The 18,317-nt window shown below is 71.3% G+C and carries 12 protein-coding genes and 1 tRNA gene; 6 read left to right on the top strand and 7 right to left on the bottom strand.

Annotated elements, in window-relative coordinates; translation table 11 throughout:
• Positions 1-5: 5 nt before the first annotated feature.
• Complete coding sequence (aroA, locus tag DS837_RS07140) at positions 6-1,343, bottom strand: 3-phosphoshikimate 1-carboxyvinyltransferase (RefSeq protein WP_149164119.1); 1,338 nt, start codon at positions 1,341-1,343, stop codon at positions 6-8.
• 87 nt (positions 1,344-1,430) lie between these two features.
• Complete coding sequence (gene ggt, locus DS837_RS07135) at positions 1,431-3,197, bottom strand: gamma-glutamyltransferase (RefSeq protein WP_149164118.1); 1,767 nt, start codon at positions 3,195-3,197, stop codon at positions 1,431-1,433.
• A 205-nt stretch (positions 3,198-3,402) separates the two neighbouring features.
• On the opposite strand from ggt, the gene DS837_RS07130 reads away from it, so the two are divergent.
• The 4 genes from DS837_RS07130 to DS837_RS07115 all read left to right on the top strand — a co-directional run bounded on the left by DS837_RS07130 (position 3,403) and on the right by DS837_RS07115 (position 5,452).
• Positions 3,403-3,795, top strand: a complete 393-nt coding sequence (locus DS837_RS07130) for a TIGR02300 family protein (protein ID WP_149164117.1) — start codon at positions 3,403-3,405, stop codon at positions 3,793-3,795.
• 141 nt (positions 3,796-3,936) lie between these two features.
• A tRNA-Ala gene (locus DS837_RS07125) sits at positions 3,937-4,012 on the top strand.
• 169 nt (positions 4,013-4,181) lie between these two features.
• On the top strand, positions 4,182-4,460 hold the full coding sequence (locus DS837_RS07120) for a hypothetical protein (protein WP_149164116.1): 279 nt from the start codon (positions 4,182-4,184) through the stop codon (positions 4,458-4,460).
• Between the two features lie 89 nt (positions 4,461-4,549).
• On the top strand, positions 4,550-5,452 hold the full coding sequence (locus DS837_RS07115; protein ID WP_149164115.1) for a pirin family protein: 903 nt from the start codon (positions 4,550-4,552) through the stop codon (positions 5,450-5,452).
• Here DS837_RS07115 and DS837_RS07110 read toward each other — a convergent pair.
• The 5 genes from DS837_RS07110 to DS837_RS07090 are packed head-to-tail and all read right to left on the bottom strand — an operon-like array spanning position 5,430 to position 16,169.
• Positions 5,430-7,415 (bottom strand): molybdopterin biosynthesis protein, encoded by a 1,986-nt coding sequence (locus tag DS837_RS07110; RefSeq protein ID WP_149164114.1) that lies wholly within the window; start codon positions 7,413-7,415, stop codon positions 5,430-5,432. The genes DS837_RS07115 and DS837_RS07110 overlap by 23 nt on opposite strands.
• A 26-nt stretch (positions 7,416-7,441) precedes the next feature.
• On the bottom strand, positions 7,442-8,674 hold the full coding sequence (locus DS837_RS07105; RefSeq protein ID WP_149164113.1) for a molybdopterin-binding protein: 1,233 nt from the start codon (positions 8,672-8,674) through the stop codon (positions 7,442-7,444).
• A gap of 31 nt (positions 8,675-8,705) precedes the next feature.
• A complete protein-coding gene (locus DS837_RS07100) occupies positions 8,706-9,626 on the bottom strand; it encodes a diguanylate cyclase (RefSeq protein WP_149164112.1) in 921 nt (306 codons plus the stop codon).
• A 52-nt stretch (positions 9,627-9,678) separates the two neighbouring features.
• Positions 9,679-13,497 carry a response regulator gene (locus DS837_RS07095; protein ID WP_149164111.1) on the bottom strand — a complete coding sequence of 1,273 codons (3,819 nt, stop codon included), beginning with the start codon at positions 13,495-13,497 and terminating at the stop codon, positions 9,679-9,681.
• A 59-nt stretch (positions 13,498-13,556) separates the two neighbouring features.
• Positions 13,557-16,169, bottom strand: a complete 2,613-nt coding sequence (locus DS837_RS07090) for a hybrid sensor histidine kinase/response regulator (RefSeq protein ID WP_170295774.1) — start codon at positions 16,167-16,169, stop codon at positions 13,557-13,559.
• Positions 16,170-16,761: 592 nt separating this feature from the next.
• On the opposite strand from DS837_RS07090, the gene DS837_RS07085 reads away from it, so the two are divergent.
• Complete coding sequence (locus DS837_RS07085; protein ID WP_149164109.1) at positions 16,762-17,877, top strand: glycosyltransferase family 2 protein; 1,116 nt, start codon at positions 16,762-16,764, stop codon at positions 17,875-17,877.
• Entirely contained in the window at positions 17,874-18,299 is a 426-nt protein-coding gene (locus tag DS837_RS07080) for a GtrA family protein (protein ID WP_149164108.1), read from the top strand. The genes DS837_RS07085 and DS837_RS07080 overlap by 4 nt, the downstream gene beginning before the upstream one ends.
• The last annotated feature ends 18 nt before the right edge of the window (positions 18,300-18,317 follow it).

The following is an 18,317-nucleotide window of genomic DNA, read 5'->3' as shown; positions in this document are numbered from 1 at the left end:
CGCCCTCACGCCCCCGCGATCTGTGCGCCGACACCGTTCATCAGGGCGACGAAGCCGGGGAAGCTGGTATCGATGAAAGCGCCGTCGTCCACCCGCACCGGCTCGGCCGTGGCCATGCCCAGCACCAGGAAGCTCATGGCGATGCGGTGGTCCATGGCGGTGGCGACGGTGGCGCCGCCCTGCGGCGGCGTGCCGGTGCCGTAGACGGTCAGGCTGTCGTCGGCCCCGACCTCGACCTTCACGCCGCACTTGGTCAGCCCGTCGGCGACCATGGCGAGGCGGTCGCTCTCCTTCACGCGCAGCTCCTTCAGGCCGAGCATGACGGTGGTGCCCTCCGCGCAGGCGGCGGCGGCGGCGAGGATCGGGTACTCGTCGATCATGCTGGGCGCGCGGTCGGCCGGAACGACGATGCCCTTCAGCGGGCCGTGCTTGACCCGCAGGTCGGCCACCGGCTCGCCCGCCTCGTCGCGGCGGTTCTCGAAGGCGATGTCAGCACCCATCTCGATCAGCGTGTCGTAGAGGCCGGTGCGGCGCGGGTTCATGCCGACGCCGGGCAGCAGCAGCTCCGAGCCGGGGCGCAGCAGCGCCGCCACCGCCGGGAAGGCGGCGGAACTGGGGTCGGCCGGCACCACGATGGTGCGCCCGGTCAGCTCCGGCTGGCCGACGACGGACACGGCGAGCGCGCCGTCCTCCATCCGCTCGGTCGTCACGGTGGCGCCGAAATGGCGCAGCATCAGCTCGGTGTGGTCGCGGGTCGGCTCCGCCTCGATCACCGTGGTGGTGCCGGCGGTGTTCAGGCCGCAGAGGAGGATCGCCGACTTCACCTGGGCGGAGGCCACCGGCAGGCGGTAGGTGATCGGCACGGTGCGGTCGCTGCCGACCACGGTCAGCGGCAGCCGCCCGCCGGACCGTCCGACGAAGCGTGCGCCCATCTGCTCCAGCGGGCCGGTCACACGGGCCATCGGGCGCTTGTTCAGCGAGGCGTCGCCGGTGAAGACGCAGGTGATCGGGTGCGACGCGACGAGGCCCATCAGCAGGCGCGCCGCCGTGCCGCTGTTGCCCATGTCGAGCACCTGCGCCGGTTCCGCCAGCCCGCCCAGACCGACGCCGCGCACGCGCCACACGCCGTCCCCGCCGCGCTCCGCCTGGGCGCCCAGCAGGCGCATGGCGGCGGCGGTGTTCAGCACGTCCTCCCCTTCCAGCAGGCCGTGGATGACGGTTTCGCCCACCGCAACGGCGCCCAGCATCAGCGACCGGTGCGAAATCGACTTGTCGCCCGGCACGCGGATCGTGCCGGCCAGCGCGCCGGTGGAGGATGAGCGAAGCGGCTTCGCCTGCAGCATGGGAGGACTCCCCAGACAAGAATGTGACCAGGGCGGAGTACCTAGCACAGCGGGAAGGGCGATGCGAGCGATGCGCGGTTCGCCCCGTCAGTCGCCGACCGCCACCCCCTCGCGCCGGGTGTCGGCGCCGCCGGACAGCCCTTGGCCGGTCACCACGATCGCCTGGGTGCCGGAGGTCAGCTCCATCGCCTTGACCGTGTGTCCCCGCGCCTCCAGCGCCGCGATCCAGCCTTCCGCCTCGGTGCCCTGCTCCAGCTCGGTCGGGCCGTTGCGGCTGCCGAAATTGGGGGCGTCCACCGCCGCCTGCGGGTCGAGGGTCCAGTCGAGCAGGGCGACCAGCGTCTTGCCCACGTAATTGATGATGTTGCTGCCCCCCGGCGACCCCACCGAAGCGACCAGGGCCCCGTCGCGGAAGACCAGGGTCGGCGCCATCGAGCTGCGCGGCCGCTTGCCCGGCTCGACCCGGTTGGCGACCGGCTTGCCGTCTTCCGTCGGGGTGAAGGCGAAGTCGGTCAGCTCGTTGTTCAACAAGAAGCCGCGCACCATCAGGCGGGAGCCGAAGCCATCCTCGATGGTGGTGGTCATGGCGACCGCGTTGCCCGCCCCGTCGACCACGGAGATGTGGCTGGTGCCATGCTCCTCGGCCTCGGCGAAGCCCCAGGCGCGACCCTGCTTGAAGGGCGGCTCGCCCGGCTGGGCCTTGCCCATCGACCGCTCGCCGACCAGGGCGGCGCGGCTCGCCAGATAACCGCGGTCGAGCAGCCCCTTCACCGGCACCGACACGAAATCGGGGTCGGCCAGATAGAGGCCGCGGTCGGCGAAGGCGAGTCGCCCGGCCTCCGACATCCAGTGCGCCGCCAGCGCCGGATCGTTGCGGGTGGCGGCCATGTCGCGGCCCTCCAGGAAGGCCAGCATCTGCAGCACCGCGACCCCGCCGGAGCTGGGCGGTCCCATGCCGCACAGGGTGTAGGCGCGGTAGGGACCGCAGACCGGCTCCCGTTCCTTGACCCGGTAGGCCTTGAGGTCGGCCTCGGTCATGTCGCCGGGGTTGGTGGGGTGGCCGGTCACCGCCTTGACGAGGTCGGCGGCGATCGGCCCCTCGTAGAAGGCGGCGGAACCCTTGTCGGCGATGGCGCGCAGGGTCGCCGCGAACTCCGGGTTCTTCAGGACATGGCCGACCGGCCAGGGCGTGCCGTCCGGCTGGTAGAAATAGGCGCGGGCCGCGGGGTTGGCCGGCAGGTGCTTCTCCATCGCCAGCTGGCCGTTCAGCCGGGGGCTGACCGTGAAGCCGGTCTCGGCCAGCGCGATGGCGCGTTCGAACAGGCGGGGCCAGGGCAGTTTGCCGTGCGTGCGGTGGGCGTGCTCCAGCAGCATCACCGTGCCCGGCACCCCGACCGACCGGCCGCCGACCACCGCGTCGTAGAAGGGCATCGGCTTGCCGTCCGCCCCCAGGAAACGCTCCGGAGTCGCCGCAGCCGGCGCCGTCTCGCGCCCGTCGAGGGAGGTCACCGCCTTCGTTGCGGCTTCGTAATGGACCAGGAAGGCGCCGCCCCCGACTCCGGAGCTTTGCGGTTCCACCAGATTCAGGACGAGCTGCACGGCGATGGCCGCGTCAACCGCGCTGCCCCCCGCCCGCAGGATCTCGCGCCCGGCCTCCGCCGCCAGCGGATTCGCGGCGGCCACCATGTGGCGCGTGGCGGTGTCGACGCTGCGGCTGCCGCGTCCGGTCGCGCGCTCCGGCGCCACATCGCCGGCGGCGGACGGCGACGTCTGGGCCACGGCCTCCAGCGGCAGCGCCGCCAGCAGGCCGGCGGACAGCAGCGCCCGCCAGCGGCGGGACAGCAGGATCGGCATCGGTTCCTCCCCCTTTATCATGGTATCCTTGACGGCGGCCCGGAGGACCACCGCAGGGTGAAGTTTGGCACCGGCCGACGGCCCTGCCACGCCGACGGCGACATTCAGCGAACTTTTTTTTGACAAGCGCCCGCCGGCGTGGCAAAGGGCGCGGCTTGCAATTCCCGAATTGGGCATTCCCTAGGAACGTGACGGAGGACGAGGCGTGGCCAAACCCGAATGGGGCGTCAAGCGCATCTGCCCGAGCTGTGGCGCGCGCTATTACGATCTGCGCAAGGACCCGCCGGTGTGCCCGAGCTGCGGAGCGCAGTTCGATCCCGAGGCGTTGCTGAAGTCCCGCAAGGCGCGCCCGGCGCCGGTCGATGATGTCAAGAAGGCCCCGGTGGTCTCCTCGGAGGACGAGGAAACCGAGACCGAGGAGGAAGAGTCGACGGAACTCGACGAAGTCGAGGACGATGTGACCGTCGACGACATCGAGGAAACCGACGAGACGCCCGAGGACGAGGACGATGTCCTGATCGAGGACACCTCGGAGCTGGGTGAGGACGACATGGACGAGGTCGTCGACGTCGAAGGCGAGGACGAGGAGGAGCGCTGATCGCGCTCCCCCTTGGAAGACGGGGGCGGGTGAGCGGAAAAAAGCGGGACGGGGCTGAATTTTTCTCTTGCATCGGACCCCCGTCCTGACCAATATCCCGCTCCACCGAGGCAGGCCGCAAGGCTCGTCGCCCAGAGTTTCGGGGCCATAGCTCAGCTGGGAGAGCGCTACAATGGCATTGTAGAGGTCAGGAGTTCGATCCTCCTTGGCTCCACCAAACACCCGAAGGGCCTGCGCAGCACCGCGCGGGCCCTTCGGCGTTTCGGGTCCTTTTTCCGCCGGCTCTTTCCAGCGCCGCCGTCTTGACAGGCGTCAAGGAAGGCTCTTTGGTCGGGCGGCACCGTCGGCTTGCGCCGATTCCTCCTCCCTCCCGCTTCGGACACGCCATGGCCGACATCCTGATCGCCAACACCCTGACCGGCGACACCACCCTGGGCGCGCTGAACGCCGTCGATCCCGACGCCGTGAGCCGGCTGGCGCAGATCCACCCGGTCTTCAACCCCGGCGTCGGCGTGCCCGACAGCGCCAGCCTGAGCGATCTCGCCAAGGCCACCGGCATCCCGCTGGACGTGCTGCTGGCCACGGCGCGCGGCGCCATCCACGTCACCGCGCCGGCCGGCGGCTGCGGCTGCGGCAGCGGTGGCTGCGGCACCCCCAAGCACTGAACGCTTTCCCCCTCCCATTCGCGGCGCCGGTCCCCACCTGTTGGGGGCACCCACCATTGGGAACAGGCTTCGGGAACGGGAGGACAAGCATGACGACGGCCCCAACATCGACCGAGTCTCCGGACGGCTGGCTGGAAACGGTGGTCGTCCCGCGCACCAGCGACATCGGCGGGTTCGAGGTGCGGCGCGCCCTGCCCTCCGTCCGCAAGCGGATGGTCGGGCCCTTCGTCTTCCTCGACCAGATGGGGCCGGCGATCCTCAAGGCCGGGGCGGGCATCGACGTCCGCCCCCACCCGCACATCGGGCTGGCCACCGTCACCTATCTGTTCGACGGCGAGATCCTGCACCGCGACAGCCTGGGCACCGTCCTGCCGATCCGGCCGGGGGCGGTGAACTGGATGACCGCCGGGCGCGGCATCGCCCATTCCGAACGCTCCGCCACCGACGAGCGCGGGCGCGACCGGCTGCTGTCGGGCATCCAGTCCTGGGTCGCCCTGCCCAAGACCCATGAGGAGACCGACCCAGACTTCGTCCATCTCGGCGCCGACGAGCTGCCGGTGGTCGAGGGCGAGGGCAAGCGGCTGCGCGTCGTCGCGGGCGAGGCGTACGGTGTACGTTCGCCCATGAACACGCTGTGGGACACGCTGTACGTCGATGCCTCGCTGGACGCCGGCGCCCGCCTGCCCATCGACCGCGAGACGGAGGAGCGGGCGCTCTACATCGCCGACGGCACCGTCACGATCCACGGCGACCGCTTCGAGTCCGGGCGGCTTCTGGTGCTGCGCCCCGGCGACGCGGTGACGGTGGAGGCCGAAACGGCCGCCCGCCTGATCCTGCTGGGCGGCGCCGTGATGGACGGCCCGCGCCACATCTGGTGGAACTTCGTGTCCAGCCGCCAGGACCGCATCGAACAGGCCAAGGCCGAATGGAAGGCCGGGCGGTTCGACGCCGTTCCCGGCGAGACGGAGTTTATTCCGCTTCCGGAACGGTGAAGCCGAGCGCCGTCAGCTTCTCCCGCACCGCCGGATCGGCCAGCGCCGCCAGGAAGCGCCGGACCGCCGGCCGGTCCCGGCGGTCGTCGGGGATCACGAAGTCGTAATGCTCCGCCTGCAGGGGCAGGAAGCCCAGCCCGTAGAGGGTGGCGACGCTGTCGATGGCGACACCCCAGTCGGCGCGGCCCTGGGCGACCGCCACCGCCACGGCGTTGTGCGACTTGGCCTGCGACCAGTAGCCGTTGGGGCGCGCCGCGCCAAGCAGGCGGTCGGTCAGGATACGGGTGCCGCTGCCGGCGTTGCGGTTGACCAGGATGCAGTCGGGGTCCTGCGCCGCCGCCAGACCGGCCTCCTCGGCCGTTTTGCCTTCGAAACGATCGTCGCCCTTGCGGAAGACGATGCCCTGAAGACGGCGGTAGCCGGTCACGAGGCCGAGCGCCGGGGTCAGGAAGGGGCGGTTGTACTCCCCGCTCTTCGGGTCCATCAGGTGGATGGCCGCCACGTCGCATTCGCCGCGCCGGGCGGCGGCGAGGCCGCCCATGGAACCGACGTTCAGCGCCTTGACCGTCAGCCCCTCCCCGACCAGCCGGCCGGTGATGGCGTCCAGCCCGACGCAATGGCTGCCGATCACGATCAGGTCGGCGGGGCGGGTGTCGCGCCCGATGCGCTGCACCGACACCGGGGTGCCGGCCTCCACCGCCTCGGCCTGCGGGTCGATGGCGATGAAGCCGTCCGCCGCGCTGAAGGCGGTCACCGCGCCGGAGCCCTTGGACAACGGATAGGCCGCCAGCCCGCCGTCCGCCCCGCGCACCAGCGAGACCATCACATATTCGGTTCGGCCCCGTTCCGATCCCAGCCGCATCGGCACCGTCGCATCCACGCTCTCCTTCGCCGCAGGGGGCAGGCCGGCCAGCGCGCGCAGCACCGGGGCGACGAACTCGTGGAAGGTGAACATGGCGGAGGTCGGGAAGCCGGGCAGGATCACCACCGGCTTGCCCTTCGTTACGGCGAGGCACAGAGGCTTGCCGGGCTTCAGCGCGACGCCGTGCGCAACGATCCCGGGGTCGGTCAGGCGGCTGACGATGCGGTAGGACAGGTCGCCCGCCCCCTTCGACGTTCCGCCCGACAGCAGCAGCGCGTCGCAGGCCAGCCCCCGTTCGACCAACGGCGCCAGCTCCGCCTCGTCGTCGCGGGCGATGCCCAGCCGGACCGGCTCCCCGCCCAGCTCCTCCACCGCGGCGGCGAGGATGGCGGCGTTCGAGTCATAGACGGCGCCGGGCCGGATCGGCTCGCCGGGGGCGACGATCTCGTCGCCGGTGGACAGGATGGCCACGCGGGGGCGGCGGACCACCGAGACCTCGGCCCGCCCGATGGCCGCCAGCACGCCGATCTCGCGGGAGGTCAGCAGCTGCCCGCGCCGCATCACCGTCTCGCCGCGCCCGATGTCCGACCCGGCGGCGGCGACGAAGGCACCGGGCACCACCGGCTTGCGGATCTCCACCAGAAGAGCGTCGTCGTCCTCATGCGATTCGGTGTGCTCGACCATCACCACGGCGTCGGCGCCGCGCGGCAGCATGCCGCCGGTGGCGAGCACGGTGGCCGTGCCGGGGGCGACGGTCAGCGTCGGAACGCGCCCGGCGGACAGCACCTCCTCGTTCAGGCGCAGCACGACCGGCGTGTCCTCACCCGCCCCCTGGGTGTCGGCGGCGCGCACCGCGAAGCCGTCCACCGAGGAACGGTCAAAGCCGGGGACATCGACCTCCGCCACCACGTCGACGGCCAGCACGCGGCCCAGCGCGGCGCCCAGCGGCACCGTCTCCGCCCCCTTGGGCGTCAGGTCGAGATGGCGGCGGAACCGCGCCTCGGCCTCGTCACGGCCAACCACCTCGAGAAACTGCTCCTGCCGGGCCGCCTGGGCAACAAATCGCCGGATGCCGAATCGCCGGATGTCCTGGTTGGACACGCCCTTCCCCCCTCGCTCGATGCCGTTCAGAGACTTGTACCGTCAAAACAGCGCAGGGTCACGGTCGCCCCGGCGGGAAAACCCTCGCTGTCCGCGGGGATCAGCACAAAGCCGTCGGCCAGCACCGCCCCGGCCAGACCCGGCCGGTGCGGGGAGGCGACCGGCTCGACCATCCCATCCGCCGTCCGGCGCACGCGGTACAGTTCGGTGCAGCCGATCTCCGACACCAGCTTGCGCACCGCCACGGCGGGGACAGCCGGATGCGGCAGCGCGGAGTCCCGACCGGCCAGACGGCGCACCGCCCGGCCAGCCAGCAGCTCATAGGCCGTCAGGCAGGCCATCGGTTCACCGGGCAGAAGCACGGCGGGGACGCCGCCGGCCGTCCCCAGCGCCGCCGAATCGCCGGGGCGCAGGGCCACGCCGTGCAGAGCGAGTTGCCCCGCCTCGGCCAGCGCCAGCGGGGCCACGTCATCCTCCCCCACCCCGGTGCGCCCGGCGGAGATCAGCAGGTCGGCGCCGGGAGCCGCGTAGGCGGCGGCCAGGACGGCGCGGTCCGCCGGCAGCGGCCCCACCAGCTCCGCCACGCCGCCATCGCGCGCCACCAGCGCGGTCAGCATGGCGCCCAGCGTCTCGGGTCCGGACCGCGGTCCCCCGGCCAGCACGATCCGCACCCGCGGTCGGGCGCCGACACGCACCGTGCCGATCCCCAGCGCGGCGAACAATCCAAGATCCTGCGGGCGCAAACGGTGCCCGGCCTTCAGCAGGACCGTCCCGCCGCGCAGCCCCTCCCCCTGCCGCTCCACCCCGTCGCCCGGGGCGGCGCTGCCCAGCGCTTCGACGAAGGGGCCGTCGGCCTGCATGGCCTCCACGGGCAGGACCGCGTCGGTTCCCGACGGCATCGTCTCGCCCGCCGCGACCGTCACGGCGCCCGGCAGCGGAACCGGGTTGTAGGAGCCGGCGCCCAGCGTGTCGCTGGAGGCCACCGCCACCCCGTCGCGGGCGGCCCGGTCGGCGGGCGGCCAATCCCCCGGCGCGGTCACCGGCTCGGCGAGAACCACCCCCTCCGCCAGCGTGGCGGCGAGGTCGGCGAGAGCCACGGCGCGCGGCGGCAGAGGGTCGACGGCGGCGTCGATCCAGCCTTCCATGACCGGCAGGGCGGCACGGCTGGAAAAGCCGCGCCCGCGTACATCGAGGGGAATCGCTGAAGTAGGACGCCGGTTCCCGGTCGCGCGGTCGTCTCCGGCTCTGGCCGAACGCATGGCTGCCCCCGTGATGCCTCAGGTCGGCCCCTTATACCGCAACCTCCACACCGCCGCTGCACACACGGTTGCGGCCGGCGCGCTTGGCCTCGTAGAGCAGGCCGTCGGCAAGCTGTGTCAGCCGGTCCGGCGTGTCGTCCGGCATCGGCCGGGCGGTGGCGACGCCCAGGCTGATGGTGACGTGGTCGGCGACGTGGGACACCGCGTGGGGCAGACGCCGGTCGGCCACCGTCTGGCGCAGGCGCTCGGCGACCTGGACCGCCCCGTCCTCATCGGTTTCGGGAAGCAGGCAGACGAATTCCTCGCCGCCGTAACGGGCGATCAGGTCGCCCGGCCTCATCACCTGCTCGGCCAGGAACTGGGCCACCGCGCGCAGGCACTCGTCGCCCGCCTGATGGCCGTAATGGTCGTTGTAGGGCTTGAACTGGTCGACATCGAGCATGATCAGCGACAGCGGGAGCTGCACGCGTCCACAGCGCCGCCATTCGCGCAGCAGCACCTCGTCGAAGCGGCGGCGGTTGGCGATGCCGGTCAGGCCGTCGGCGAAGGACAGGGTGCGCAGCAGGTCGGTCTGCCGCTTCAGCAGCAGGTGGTTGCGCACCCGCGCCTTGACGATGGGCGGGCTGATCGGCTTGGAGATGAAGTCGATGGCGCCGACCTCCAACCCATAGGTCTCGTCCTCCACCTCGCTCTTGGCCGAGATGAAGATGACCGGGATGTCGCGGGTGATCGGATCGGCCTTGAGGCGGGAACAGACCTCGTAGCCGTCCATGCCCGGCATCATGATGTCCAGCAGAACGAGATCGGGCCGCCGGGACTGCGCCAATTCCAACGCCTTCGCCCCGTCGGTCGCGAAATAGATGTCGTGGTCGTCCTTCAGGATCCGGCTCAGCACATGCACGTTCGACGGAATGTCGTCGACCACCAGGATCTTGGAGCGCGCGTCGGTCATGTTCGGTTCCTGGAGGTCGGTTCCCAAAAAACGGTTCCGGATGTGAAGCGGATCAGTCGGCTGGAAGGGATAGGCCGAGATCCTGGGTGATCCTGCGCAAGATTCCTTGAGCCTTTGTAAAATCGAGACCGTCGACGGCCGACGAGAGCGCCTTCATGGCCGCCGGGTCGATCCAATCGGCCAGCGGCGGCGCCAGGACGGAAAACTCCTCCGCGGCAGCGAAGTTGCTGTCGCGCAGCAGGCGGGCGAAGCGCTCCAGCATGGGCTCCAGCGTCGCGATGTCCATCGCCGGACCGTCACGGCCAGGGGGAAGGCCGGGACCGTGGCCGGGAGCGTGCCCCGGCGCCACGGCCAGCCGCGCGGCGGAGTCCAGCACCGCCTCCAGCTCCGCGCGCAGAACCGGCAACTGCGCCGCCGCCGCCGCCCCGTCCCCGCGGAAGGCGGCGACCTGCACCGCGTCCGCGGCGGCGGACAGCGTCCGCGCGCCGATGTTGCCCGCCAAGCTCTTCAGCTCATGCCCCAGCGCCTTGGCCCGCGGCAGGTCGCCGGCGGCCAGCGCCGAGGCGATGCCGTCCGCCGCACCGCCGTAAGTCCGGGCGAACTCGGTGACGAACTTGCGGAACAGCCCGACATCGCCGTCCAGGCGGTGCAGCGCGTCCTTCACGTCGATGCCCGGCAATTCGGCGGGAAGCGCACCACGGGCATAGGACGGCACAGCCTTGGGCAGCAGCGGCATGCCGGCCGGCGCCGGCTGGCCGAGCCAGCGGGTCACCACGGAGAACAGCTGCTCCACGTCGATCGGCTTGGCGATGTGGTCGTCCATGCCGCCGTCCAGGCAGCGCTGCCGGTCGGACGGCAGCGCGCTGGCGGTCATCGCGATGATCGGCAGCCCCTGCCCGGCGGGCCGGGCGCGCAGCCGGCGCGTCGCCTCGAATCCGTCCATCTCCGGCATCTGCACGTCCATCAGGACGAGATCGAAGGGCGGATTCGCCTCCTCGACGCGGGCGACGGCCTCGCGCCCATTGCCGGCCAGGGTCACGCGGGCGCCGGCGCGTTCCAGGATCTCGCGGGCCACCTCCTGGCTGATGCCGTTGTCCTCCACCAGCAGCAGGCGGTGCCCGAACAGGGGACGCAGATGCGGCGGGCGGAGAAGGCCGGCGGGGACCGGGGCGCAGGGATGCAGCCGGAAGGTTTCCGCCGAGTCGTCCTCCGCACCGCGCCCAAAGGCGTCGATCACCGCGTCGAGCAGCGAGGAGGCGGTGACCGGCTTCACCAGCGCGCCGCTCAGGCCCAGATCCTGCGTTCCCGCCCCCCCCGGCACGGCGCCCATCCGTTCGCGCCCGAAGGCGGACACCACGATGATGACCGGCGCCTTCACCAACCCGTCGTCGCGGATGCGGCGGGAGGTTTCCAGCCCATCCATCCCCGGCATCTTCCAGTCCATCAGCACGATGTCGTAGGGCTGCTCGGCGGCGGTCGCACGCTCCAACTCCGCGATCGCGTCGCCCCCGGACGCGCAGAGCGAGGCCCGCCATCCGAAGGAGACGACCAGTTCGCCCAGCACCTCGCGCGCCGTGAGATTGTCGTCCACCACCAGCACCGACAGGCCGCGCGGCGCGGCGCGGAACCGCGGCGGACGCTCCTTCGCCCGCCCGGCGTTCTCGAAAGCGGATTGCCCGAAGACGGCGTTCCCGAAGACGGCGGTGAAATGGAAATCGCTGCCCTGGCCCGGTTCGCTCGTCACATCCATGACGCCGCCCATCAGGGCGACCAGCCGCGTGCAGATGGCCAATCCCAGGCCGGTGCCGCCGTAACGCCGGGTGGTGGAGCTGTCGGCCTGGCTGAAGGCCTGGAACAGCCGCTCCTTCTGTTCCGCGTCGATGCCGATGCCGGTGTCGCGGATGGAAAAGGTTAGGACCGCCCGCTCCTCCGTCACCTCGACGGCGCGGACGGACACCACCACCTCCCCCGCCTCGGTGAACTTGATGGCGTTGCCGGCAAGGTTGATGAGCACCTGCTGAAGGCGCAAGGGGTCGCCGACGAGGTCGAGCGGAACCTCCGGCCCGACCGAGAACAGAACCTCGATGTCCTTGTCCTGCGCCGCCGCGCCGACGATCACCGCGAGGTTCTGCAGCAGGTCGTCCAGGCGGAACTCCACCCGCTCCAGCTCCAGCTTGCCGGCCTCCACCTTCGAGAAGTCCAGGATGTCGTTGAGGATACCGAGCAGCGACTGCGCCGACACGCGGATCTTCTGGGCGTAGTCGCGCTGGCGCGTCGACAGGTCGGTCTGCTGGAGCAGATGGACCAGCCCCAGGATGGCGTTCATCGGCGTGCGGATCTCGTGGCTCATGTTGGCCAGGAATTCGCTCTTGGCGCGGCTGGCCGCCTCCGCCACGGATTTGGCCTGGTGCAGCGCCTCCTCGGCCCGCTTGCGCTCGGCGATCTCGTGGAAGACGACCACCGCCCCTTCCACCCGGCCGTCCTCGAGCATGGGGGAGGCCGCGAACTCCACCGGGAAGCTGGTGCCGTCCTTGCGCCAGTAGATGTCCTCCGAGCCGCCCCGCGCCTCGCCGGTGCGCAGAACCTCGAAGACCGGGCAGTCGATGGTCGGCGCCGGCGTGCCGTCGGCGCGGGTGTGGTGCAGCAGCACATGCAGGCTGCGGCCCAGCATCTCCTCGTTGGTGTAGCCGGTCAGCGCGCAGGCGGCGGGGTTGGCGAAGGTGATCCGCTCGTCCCGATCCACGCCGCAGATGCCTTCCGACGCGGATTGCAGGATCAGGTTCAGCCGGCGGTTGGCCCCGGCGAAGGCGCGGTTGGCCTGTTCCAGGCTGCGGGCGGTGGCGTCCAGATCGGCGTTCGTCTCGGCCAGCCGGCGGCGCCCCACCTCCTCGCGCGACAGGCTGCGCGCCGCCGCCATGGCCAACACGGCGCAGGCGGCCACCGCCAGCAGGACCAGCAGGCCGCCGTGGATCGTGCGCTCGCGCCAGGGCGTCAGCGCCTCGTCCCGCGACACGCCGACCTGCACGATCAGCGGCAGATCCTGAACCCGCAGGTTCGCGACGATCCGCTCCGATCCGTCCACCGGAGACTGGCTGAAGATCGTGCCGCCGATGGCCCGCGGCGCCTCGTCCATCGGTCGGGTCACCGGAGGCATGTCGGGGGGCGCCGCGGACAGCGATGCGGCGGTGTCCTGGCCCGACAGGCTGAACAGCAGGGTCCCGTCCTCGCGGTACACGGCGACGGCGCCCCCGCGGCCGATGTTCAGCCCGTCGAAGAAGGAGCGGAAATAATCGAGGTCCAGGGCGATGTTGGCGACGCCCTGGAAATTCTCCACCGTTCCGATGCGGCGGCTGATGGTGAAGGTCGGCCGGCCGGACAGCCGGCCCCGGATCATCCCGCCGATGTGGAACGCCTCGCCGTTCCGGTGGGCCTGGAAGAAAGCGCGGTCCCTGTTGTTCATCGGCGGCGCCGGGAACTGGCGCGTGGTCAGCAGCCCGTTTCCGGCGGCGTCGTGAATCAAGATGGAACTGACCTCCGGCATGGCGTCGGACATGATGCGCAGCTCCTGCCACAGCGGCAGGTCGCGCCCGACCGCCTCCATCTCCCGCGCGCGAAGCCGGTCGTCCACACGCTGCAGAACGAGATCGCTGGTGGCGACGGTGCGGCGCACATGCTCGTGCAGCAGGCGGGCGGCGTTCAGCGTCCGGTCACGGGCATGGCTCACCGCCTCGTCGCGGTCGGCCCAGGTGGCGGCCCCCCACAGGCCGACTCCGAACAGGGCGATCACCCCGACAATGGTCGTCAACAGGGTCCGCAGCCGCGTGCGGGGGGCCGCGGCGGGGCCCTCCCCCGTCAGAAAAGCTTCGTCCATTGCCGGTGTCCGCCAGATCCGGCGCACGCCGGAGGAGAGAAAGTTGCCGCACATGGGAATTATGGCGTCTGGACGATATCCTTCGCAAGGGACTTGAAACGGCGGCTCTCCCGGCCGCGGGACAGCGCGTCGCGCAGAGCCTCCGCCCCTTCCTCCGCGGCGTCGAGAACGCTGCCGGCCAGTTCCTCCGCCTCGTGCCGGCGACCGGCGCGCAGGGCGGCGCTGAGCGCACGGCAGGCGGACGCCAGACGGACCAGCCCCAGATTGGCCGACGGTGCGATCAGCGCCTGCGCTTCCGTCAGCGGGGAACCGGACTCGCGGCCCTCGCGCAGGCGGCCCATCCGCTGCGGCAGCTCGTCGAGAAAGGCGGCGACCAGACGGGCGCACGCCTCCTCCCCCAACTCGTCGGACAGCCGGGCCAGCATCACATGGTCGAGCGGCTGACGGAGCGGGGTCGGCTCCACCACCGTGAAGGTCTCGGGCATGGCGCCCCTTCCCGCCGCGCCGTCGATTGCTTCGGCGGCCCGGCCGCCCGGGATGGCCCAGCCCAACACGCCGTCGATCGCGTCCAGCATGGCGGCGCGGTCCACCGGTTTGGCGATGTGGCCGTTCATGCCGGCGTCGTGGCAGCGCTGAACCTCGTCGGGCAGCGCGCTGGCGCTCATCGCCAGGATCGGGATGGTCCCCACCGGCGGCGGCAGGCCGCGGATCGCCCGTGTGGCGGAATGACCGTCCAACTCCGGCATGTGCACGTCCATCAGCACGAGATCGTAAGCGCCGCGCTGCACCGCCTCCACCGCCTGCCGCCCGTTGGCGACGGCGTCCACGCGGTGGCCAGCCCCCTGCAACATGGCCGTGATCAGCTCCCGGTTCATCGCCAGATCCTCGGCCAGCAGGATGCGCGCCGGACGGCGGTGAACCAGCAGCTCCGCCGCGCAGGGGGCGTCGTTCCCGGCGGGCGGATCGGCTTCGGGCAGCACCAGCGACAGCCAGAAGGTGGAGCCGACCCCCGCCTGGCTCTGCACCCCGACCGTTCCGCCCATCATCTCCACAAGCCGCCGGCTGATGGCGAGGCCGAGACCGGTGCCCCCGCGCGACCGGTCGATCTGGCTGAAACGCTGGAACAGCTGGTCCTGCCGATCCTGCGGGATGCCGATCCCGGTGTCGGCGACGCTGATCGTCAGATGCGGACCGGTGGGGGTGTCGGCGGTCTTCACGACGGTCAGGCCGACGTCGCCATGCTCGGTGAACTTCACCGCGTTGGCCAGCAGGTTCAGCACCACCTGCCGCAGCCGGTCGGGATCGCCGCGCAGCCAGTCCGGGACGTCGGGGGCCACGGCGACGTGCAGCGTCAGCCCCTTCGCCTCGGCCTCCAGCCGCAACACCGCCGCGCAGTTGGCGATCAGGTCGCGGACGGCGAAGGAGGTGTCGTTCAGCGCCAGCCGCCCCGCCTCGATGCGGGAGAAGTCCAGCACATCCTCGATCACCGTCAGCAGCGACCGCCCGGCGTCGCGCACCAGGTGGGCGTGATGGCGCTGCCGGGGCGTCAGGTTCTCGTCCAGCAGAAGACGGGCGAAGCCCAGGATGCCGTTCAGCGGGGTGCGCATCTCATGGCTCATCGTCGCCAGGAACTCGGCCTTGGCGCGGCTGGCCGCCTCGGCCTCCAGGCGGGCCTGGATCAGCGCCTGTTCGTTGCGCTTGATCTCGGTGACGTCGGTGACGATGCCGTCCCACACGATGTCGCCGTTGTCACGCCGCGCCGCGCGGCTGGAGACGCTGATCCACCGGACGTCGCCGTCCGGCCAGAGGATCCGGTATTCGAGCCTCCAGGGCTCCAGCGTCTCGGCGGAGGCATGGATCGAGGCGAACAGGCGCGGGCGGTCTTCGGGGTGGAGGATGCGGTTCAGCGCCTCCAGCGTCACCCGCTCGGTCGGCGGCAGCCCCATCACCTGGAAGAAGCCGGGGCTGCAATAGGGAAAGCGCAGCCGGCCGTCCACCGTCAGCACCCGCTGATACACGCCGCCCGGCAGGTTCGCCACCGTCGCGGCGAAGCGGCGCTGGCTTTCGGTGAGGGCGATCTGGAGATCGCAGCGCTCCTGCTCCTTGCGCAGGAAGGTGCCCAGCGCCAGCGTGCCGAAGAAGTTTCCGAGGCTCAACGGCACCAGCGTCGTTTCGAACATGCGGTAGGCCATGTCCGGCGGCAGCAGCAGGAAGCTGAAGGGCGCCATCACCGTCACCAGCAGGGCCAGCGCGGCCAGATGCCGATTGCCGAACCGCCCGGACCGTCGCGCCACCGCCCCGACCAGCATGCCGATCAGCCCGGCCCCGACCAGCGAGGTGACCCCCGCCAACGCTCCCGGCCCGCCCAGCCAGAAACGGAAGGCTCCGGACACCGCCGCCGCCGCCGCCCCGGCCAGAGCGCCGCCGAACGGACCGGCCAGCCCGACCATCACGTTGCGGGCGTCGATGAACACGCCCGGCGCCACCCGCACAGGATCGGCCATGCCCAGAACCGCCACCCCGCCGAACATCAGGCCCAGCAGGGCGTTGGCCGCCGGTGCCGGCCAGCCGGCGGCGCGGCCGCGGATCTGCAGGAAGACGACCGCCACGACCGCGAACAGCCCGATGTTCTGCGCCAGCCCGACCAGCAGTTCGCTGGAAACCATGTTCATCGCAAACCCACCGGCCATCACAACCCCCTGGCGGTCCCGTTTTGCATTTTGCCTGCGGGGCGCGACGCGGATTCGCATCGTGCGACGCATTCTCGGCATACGGGCGGATGTCGCTCCGTTTCGCTCCGCCCGCTCGCCGCGTTCACGCAAGGGACGTGCCGCGCCGGAGGTGGTCGCCCGTTCTGGGCAGCCCGGCGGAGGCAACCCGCCCGGCATCGCCGTACGGGGTGGCGAAGCGGCGGCGCCCCGGGGCGGGAAAAGCCCCGCGTTCCGCACCGCACCAAGCCTTTGGAGGCACCCCGTTCGCATCGGCAATCGTCGCAAATGCCGTAGGCCTGTGACGTTCCGGGGACTTCCGCCGGTCGGCGCGGCGCGGCGCGGGCATGACCGGGTTAGTACCGAATTCCGACGGGGCAAAAGGGCCTGCAATCCCGTTGCGGAAGCGGGATGCCGGCGGTACCGCGCCGGTGTCGCCCGAAGACTGCGCTCTCGCCCGAAGGGGTTCTCCCTTGGGTTTCACGCCATGAAAAGCATCGGCAGGATGGCCATCGGGCTGGGGGCGCGGACGGGAGGCGGTGACGGGAGAAGGTTCATGCAGCACGCCGTTGCCGGGGCTCCGCGGTTGTCCGTGGTGGTTCCCTGCTACAACGAGGCCGAGGGGATCGGCGAATTGCACCGCCGGGTGTCGGCGGCCTGCCGCGCCGAGGTCGGGGAGAGCTATGAGCTGATCCTGGTGGATGACGGGTCGCGCGACGGCACCTGGGGCCGCGTCGCCGATCTGGTGCGCGACGATCCGGCGGTGACCGGGGTGCGGCTGTCGCGCAATCATGGCCACCAGCTGGCCCTGACCGCCGGCCTCCATGTCTGCCGGGGCGAGCGCATCCTGATCATCGACGCCGACCTGCAGGACCCGCCGGAGCTGCTCACCACCATGATGGCCCGCATGGACGCCGGGGCCGACGTGGTCTACGGCACCCGTATGGCCCGCGACGGCGAGACGTGGTTCAAGAAGGGCACGGCGGCGCTGTTCTACCGCCTGCTCGACCGGCTGGTCGACATCGAGATCCCCAAGGACACCGGCGACTTCCGCCTGATGAGCCGCCGCGCCCTGGAGGTGCTGAATGCCATGCCGGAGCAGCACCGCTTCATCCGCGGCATGGTGAGCTGGATCGGGCTGAAGCAGGAGCCGCTGCCCTACGACCGGCAGGCCCGCGCCGTCGGCGAGACCAAGTATCCGCTGGGCAAGATGATCCGCTTCGCGGTGGACGCCATCACCAGCTTCTCCATCAAGCCGCTGCGCGCCGCCTCCTACGTCGGCTTCTTCTTCGCGCTGTGCGCGCTGCTGGCTCTGGGCTACGCGCTGGTGAGCTGGTCGCAGCACGCGACGGTTCCGGGCTGGACCAGCGTGATGGTCGTCTCGCTGGTGCTGGGCAGCACGCAGCTCCTGATCCTGGGCGTCCTGGGCGAGTATCTGGGACGGCTCTACATGGAGACGAAGCAGCGGCCGCTGTTCGTGGTGGACCGCATCGCCCGCCATCCGGACGCCATGGCCGCACAGGTCGCCGCCCACGCCGCCGCCCAGGCCGCGGCCGCCGAAGCCGGCGTGCAGGCCGTGCCGGACCCCGTCGTGGTGCATCTGGGAACCGGCATCGCCGCGGCCGCCGGAGCCTTCTCCCGCATCGAGGCCAAAAGCGGGGCAAACAGTTGAGCGGCACGGAGAGCCGGGGACGGGCCGTTCCCTGGACGGCCATCCGCTTCGCCGTGGTCGGCCTGCTGAACACCGGGGTGGATTTCGCGCTGTTCCTGGCTCTGGTGTCGCTGGCCGGCGCGCCCGTGCTGGCCGCCAACGCCGTGGGCTACGGCGCCGGGGTGCTGTGCAGCTTCCTGCTGAACCGCAGCTGGACCTTCCGCCTGCGCCGGGAGGCGGCGCCGATGGCCCGCCGCCTGCCGCTGTTCCTCGCCTTCAACCTCGTCGGGCTGGGGCTGTCCACGCTGGTGATCGGTCTGCTGGTGCCCACCGTTCCGCCCTTGGCCGCGAAGATCGCGGCGACCGCCGTCACCTTCGCCTGGAACTACTGGTCCAGCCGGCGCTTCGTCTTCACCGCACCGGCCGCCAATCCCCTCGTCTGACTCCGAGCCACCGGTTGC

Source organism: Azospirillum brasilense, assembly GCF_008365405.1.
Classification (GTDB): Bacteria; Pseudomonadota; Alphaproteobacteria; order Azospirillales; family Azospirillaceae; genus Azospirillum; species Azospirillum brasilense_D.
The sequence above is the reverse complement of the archived record's forward strand: the minus strand, read 5'-3'. Positions and strand labels throughout refer to the sequence as shown.